Below are 1762 nucleotides of genomic sequence, written 5' to 3' on the forward strand. Positions count from 1 at the left end.
CCTGCTACAAGCCCCACCATCACCCGACCTTTTCCATTGGTGCCGTCGATGGCGGCACCAGCGTTTTCACCGGTGCCGCCGATGGCCCGGTTCTCCTGTCCCCTGGCACGCTCGTCTTCGTGCCCGCATCACGTGTCCATGCGTGCAACCCGGCTCCGGACACCGCCTGGAGCTACCAGATGCTGCACCTGGACGCCGCGTGGCTCCAGGCTGTTCGGCGGGAGTACGCCCGAACCGACGCGATGGACGACGAGCCGGTGCGCATCGTGACCGATCCGGCGGTCTATGCGCACTTCTGCCGACTCAACGTGCTGCTGTTCAAGGAAGGCGACCCGATCGAGAAGGAAGCCGCGCTGATCGAGTTCGTCGGGGACTACGACACCGAACAGGGGCTCTCCATCAAAGGGCCGACCGTGCCGTCGAACCTGGCGGAGCGGATTCGGCCCGCCCTGGACTGTCTGTGTGCTTCGCCCACCGCCACTACCACCCTGGAGAAGTTGGCAGAGCTGGCAGGCATGAGCCGCTATCAGGTGATCCGGGCATTCCGCGCCGTCACCGGCATGACGCCGCACGCCTGGCAACTCAACCAGCGCGTCAACCTCGCCAGGGAGTGGATTCGCAGCGGTGACAGCCTTGCAGACGTGGCCCAGCATCTCGGCTTCGCCGATCAGGCCCATTTCCAGCGGGTGTTCAAGGCGCATGCCGGTGTGACGCCCGGCCGTTTCCGGGCCTGACGCCGCAAGCGGCGCGGCTGCAATTTCCTTCAATACGGAAGGCGCTGCGGCCGGCACACTGCGTAGAAAAACTACGAGTGCGTCCTGAATGCAGCCGTTCCTGATGATTGCCGCAGCGCATTTCCTGGCGCTGCTTTCTCCCGGCCCCGACTTCTTCCTGATCGCCCGAACCTCGCTGTCCGCCGGCTGGCGGGTCGCCAGCGGCGCCTGCCTGGGGATCGCCGTCGCCAATGGCGTTTTCATCGTTGCCGCCTTCGCCGGCATGGCGGCACTGCGCCCGGACAGCCTCCCGTTCGTCGTATTGCAACTGGCCGGCTGCGCTTACCTGCTCCATCTTGGCGTGCTGTTCATCCGCCACGCGGGCCGCAGCGACCTGGATGTCTCGAATGGCGGGCGTTCCACGGCACCCGCGCATCCTTTCATCGCGTGGCGACGCGCAACCGGCATGGGCTTCCTGTCCGGCATCCTGAATCCGAAGAACGCGCTGTTCTACGCGAGCCTGGCCGCGATGCTGACCGGCGCGCATGCCAGCGCGGGCTGGAAGACGATCTATGGCGTCTGGATGTTCAGCGTCGTGTTGCTGTGGGATCTGCTGGTCGCGGTCATGATCGGCAACCAGGCCGTCCTGCGCCGCTTCGCGCGGGCGCTGCCGTGGCTGGAACGCATCTCCGGTGCCATGCTGATCCTGCTGGCGGTGGCTGTCCTTGTCCTCCTGGCGCGTTGAGAAGCACGCGATAGGGAATGGATTTCCGAAACGCTGTCTCGGATTTCCGAGGCAGCGTTTCCCCCAGGGTCGAGACGCCGCAGGGCGGCGCGATGCCCCGCGCAGTCAGCGCGCCCCGCGCGCCACCGCCAGCAGGACACCGAAGCCGACCAGCAGCCCGCCGAAGGCGCGGTCGATCCAGTGGCGCACGGCCAGCAGCCGGTCGCGCACGCCCCCGGCCGAGAAGCAAAGCGCCACGAGGCCGAACCAGGCCATGTGCGCAACCGAGATGAATGCGCCGTAGCCGATCTGCACCGCCAGCGGC

At 66.9% G+C, this 1762-nt stretch carries 2 protein-coding genes and 1 pseudogene; 2 read left to right on the forward strand and 1 reads right to left on the reverse strand.

Going from position 1 to position 1762, the window contains the following annotated elements; genetic code table 11:
* Together QZY06_RS12365 and QZY06_RS12370 are read left to right on the forward strand one after the other, a co-directional pair.
* A partial coding sequence (locus QZY06_RS12365; protein WP_295684748.1) for an AraC family transcriptional regulator occupies window positions 1-734 on the forward strand: 734 nt, incomplete at its 5' end.
* An 88-nt stretch (window positions 735-822) separates the two neighbouring features.
* Window positions 823-1458 carry a LysE family translocator gene (locus tag QZY06_RS12370; protein ID WP_033939131.1) on the forward strand — a complete coding sequence of 212 codons (636 nt, stop codon included), beginning with the start codon at window positions 823-825 and terminating at the stop codon, window positions 1456-1458.
* A 105-nt stretch (window positions 1459-1563) separates the two neighbouring features.
* Here the strand turns inward: QZY06_RS12370 and QZY06_RS12375 are convergent.
* Window positions 1564-1762, reverse strand: a pseudogene (locus QZY06_RS12375) (LysE family translocator); the annotation flags it as partial.

This window comes from uncultured Nevskia sp. (assembly GCF_903885465.1).
Taxonomy (GTDB): domain Bacteria; phylum Pseudomonadota; class Gammaproteobacteria; order Nevskiales; family Nevskiaceae; genus Nevskia.

What these genes read in the sequence shown, in the direction of transcription:
- QZY06_RS12370 (WP_033939131.1), top strand. Translation starts at nt 823, where the DNA reads ATGCAGCCGTTCCTGATGATTGCCGCAGCGCATTTCCTGGCGCTGCTT.